This window comes from Dietzia aerolata (assembly GCF_014144865.1).
Taxonomy (GTDB): Bacteria; Actinomycetota; Actinomycetes; order Mycobacteriales; family Mycobacteriaceae; genus Dietzia; species Dietzia aerolata.
Window position 1 is genome coordinate 1 of the sequence record NZ_JAALDM010000232.1, and the last position, 3,649, is coordinate 3,649.

General features: G+C 66.5%; 2 protein-coding genes. Both read right to left on the reverse strand.

The window, feature by feature from the left end; genetic code table 11:
• On the reverse strand, nucleotides 1-2,747 hold a 2,747-nt coding region (gene secA / locus G6016_RS13460; protein ID WP_182633147.1), incomplete at its 3' end, for a preprotein translocase subunit SecA.
• 177 nt (nucleotides 2,748-2,924) lie between these two features.
• Nucleotides 2,925-3,614 (reverse strand): ribosome hibernation-promoting factor, HPF/YfiA family, encoded by a 690-nt coding sequence (gene hpf / locus G6016_RS13465; protein WP_182633146.1) that lies wholly within the window; start codon nucleotides 3,612-3,614, stop codon nucleotides 2,925-2,927.
• Between the last annotated feature and the right edge of the window lie 35 nt (nucleotides 3,615-3,649).

Consider the following 3,649-nt stretch of genomic DNA (forward strand, 5'->3'; position numbering starts at 1 on the left):
GTGCGGGCCGCCCGCTCGCGGCGCTCGGCGCGCTCCTTCTTGTCCTGGGCACGCCGGTCGGCGCGGTTGCCCGCCCCGGACTCGTCGACGAGCTGGGCGTCGCCGGACTCGGACGGGCCGGAGAACTGCATCTGCTCGTCAGAGACGTCGCGACCGGTGCCGGCGGCCTGCAGGATCGGGTTCGCACCCGCCAGGGCGGCCGCCTGCGCGGCGGACGGGGCGGAGACCGAGTTGCGCTGCTGGTTGGCCTCGACCTTGACGTTGAACAGGAACGCGACCGTCTCCTCGCGCACTCCGTCCATCATCCCGGAGAACATGTCGTAACCCTCGCGCTGGTACTCGACGAGCGGGTCACGCTGGGCCATGGCCCGCAGGCCGATGCCCTCCTTGAGGTAGTCCATCTCGTACAGGTGCTCGCGCCACTTGCGGTCGAGGACCTGCAGCATGATCGACCGTTCGAGCTGGCGCATCGCGCCCTCGCCGCCGATGCCCTCGATCTCGGACTCGCGCTCGTCGTACTTGGCAAACACATCGTCCAGGACCGCGTCACGCAGGTTCTTGGCGCTCAGGTCGCCCGAGGAGCCGTACTCGTCACCCTCGATGACGTCCTCTGCGCTGATCGACACCGGGTACAGCTGCCCCAGCGCCTCCCACAGCTTGTCCAGGTCCCAGTCCTCGACGTATCCCTCGGCGGTGGCGCCGTCGACGTAGGCACTGACTACCTGGTAGATCATCGACTCGACCTGGTCGGTGATGTCCTCACCCTCGAGGATCTTCTTGCGCTCCTTGTAGATCACGGTGCGCTGCTGGTTCATGACCTCGTCGTACTTCAGAACGTCCTTGCGGATCTCGAAGTTCTGGGACTCGACCTGGGTCTGGGCGTTCTTCACCGCATTCGAGACCATGCGGGCCTCAATCGGGACGTCGTCCGGCAGGTTGAGCCGGTTCATGATCGCCTCGACGGTGGCGCCGTTGAAGCGTCGCATCAGCTCATCGCCGAGCGACAGGTAGAAACGGGACTCGCCGGGGTCGCCCTGACGGCCGGAACGGCCGCGCAGCTGGTTGTCGATGCGCCGGGAGTCGTGCCGCTCGGTGCCCAGCACGTACAGGCCGCCGGCGTCACGGACGGTGTCGGCTTCCTTCTTGGTGAGCGCGCGCATGCGCTCGATCTCCTCGTCCCATGCGGCCTCGTACTCCTCCGGGGTGTCCACCGGGTTGAGTCCGCGCTCACGCAGGTTGAGGTCGGCGATGATGTCCGGGTTGCCACCCAGCACGATGTCGGTGCCTCGACCGGCCATGTTGGTGGCCACGGTGACCGCGCCCGGTCGACCGGCCTGGGCGACGATCTGCGCCTCGGAGGCGTGGAACTTGGCGTTGAGGACGTGGTGCTTGACGCCCTTGCGGGTCAGCAGCCGCGACAGGTGCTCACTGCGCTCGACGGAGGCGGTACCCACGAGGACGGGCTGCTTCTTCTCCACCCGCTCGGCGATGTCATCGACGACGGCGGCGAACTTCGCCTCCTCCGTCTTGTAGATGAGGTCGCCCTGGTCCACGCGGGCCATCGGCCGGTTGGTCGGGATCGGCATGACCTCGAGCTTGTAGATCGAGTACAGCTCGGCTGCCTCGGTCTCGGCGGTACCTGTCATGCCGGAGAGCTTCTCGTACAGCCGGAAGTAGTTCTGCAGGGTGATCGTGGCCAGCGTCTGGTTCTCGGCCTTGATCTCGACCCGCTCCTTGGCCTCGATGGCCTGGTGCATGCCCTCGTTGTAGCGGCGACCGTCGAGGACGCGGCCCGTGAACTCGTCGACGATGATCACGTCGCCGTCGCGGACGATGTAGTCCTTGTCCTTGGTGAACAGCTCCTTGGCCTTGATGGAGTTGTTCAGGTAGCTCACCAGCGGCGAGTTGGCGGCCTCGTAGAGGTTCTCGATGCCCAGCTGGTCCTCGACGAACTCGACGCCGGCCTCGGTCACACCGATGGTGCGCTTCTTGCGGTCGACCTCGTAGTGGGTGCCGTCCTCCAGCATCGGCGCGATCCGCGCGAACTCGGAGTACCACTTGCTGGAGCCGTCGGCCGGGCCGGAGATGATCAGCGGCGTCCGCGCCTCGTCGATGAGGATCGAGTCGACCTCGTCGACGATCGCGTAGTTGTGGCCACGCTGGACCAACTCCGCGGTGTCGTGCGCCATGTTGTCGCGCAGGTAGTCGAAGCCGAACTCGTTGTTCGTGCCGTAGGTGATGTCCGAGTGGTAGGACTCACGCCGCTGCACGGGGGTCATCCCGCTGAGGATCGCCCCGACGGACAGTCCCAGGAAGCGGTGCACGCGGCCCATCCACTCGGCGTCACGCTTGGCGAGGTAGTCGTTGACCGTCACGACGTGGACGCCGTTGCCCGACAGGGCGTTGAGGTACGCCGGAAGCACACAGGTCAGGGTCTTGCCCTCACCGGTCTTCATCTCGGCCACCGCGCCGGTGTGCAGCACGATGGCGCCGATGACCTGCACCTTGTAGGGGCGCTGGCCCAGGACGCGGTAGGCGGCCTCGCGCGCGACCGCGAAGGCCTCGGGCAGCAGGTCGTCGAGTGTCTCCCCCTCGGCCACGCGGCCCTTGAACTCATCGGTCTTCGCGGCGAGTTCGTCGTCGCTCAGCTTCTCCACGTCGTCGGAGAGCGACATCACGTAGTCGGCGAGAGCGGTGTACTTCTTGAGCTTTCGCCCCTCGCCGGCCCGGAGCAGCTTGGAAAGGATGGACACAGTCTCGAACGTCCTCGTGGTCGGGGATGTGGTCGGTAGTTCTTTCTCACACCGGCGCGTTACCACACCGGTCCAGCCCACATCCTAGGTGCTGCGAGCCGTACGTACACGCCGAGGGCGGTCCGGCCCTCCTCGGACCGGACCGCCCTTCGGTGATGGGGACCGGGGCTATCAGCCCTCGGCCTCGGTCAAGGTGATCAGACCGTAGTCGAATGCGTGACGCCGGTAGACGACGGTGGCGCGACCGGACTCGGAGTCACGGAACAGGTAGAAGTCGTGCCCCACCAGCTCCATCTTCTCCAGCGCCTCGTCGACCGTCATCGGGGTGCCGTCGTGCTCCTTGCGCCGCACGATCTGACCGGGCAACTGCTCGTCGACCTCGTGCTCGTACTCGTCGAGAACCTCGGCCGGCGCGGCGGTGGCCGACACCTCGGCGGTCGCCTCGGCGACCGACATCGGACGACGATGCCCGGAGTGGCTGATCTTGCGGCGGGTCCGCGCCTTGCGCATCTGACGTTCGAGCTTGGACACCGCGGACTCGAGTGCCCCGTAGAAGGTGTCCTCGGCCGCCTCCGCTCGAGCCACACCGCCCTTACCCTTGGCGGTGATCTCGATACGCTGACTCACCTTGGACAACCGCGGATTGTTCTCGTGCAACAGGATCACGTCGAACCGCTGGATGTTCGTCGGCGACATCTTCTCGATCTTCGCGAGCTTCGTGTTGATCCGGGTCGCGAAGTGGTCCGGCACCTCGACATTGCGCCCCCTGATCGATACCTGGGCGTCGGGGGTGCCGGGATCGTCGGTCGTCGGACCGTCGAAGGTGGCTGGGTCAAGCAGGACTGCGGGGGTCTTCGCCATCGAAGCTCCTCCTCATCGGGCCTGCGGCGGACCGC

Excerpts from the sequence above, each read along its gene's own strand:
- hpf (WP_182633146.1), bottom strand. The coding sequence starts at position 3,614 with ATGGCGAAGACCCCCGCAGTCCTGCTTGACCCAGCCACCTTCGACGGT.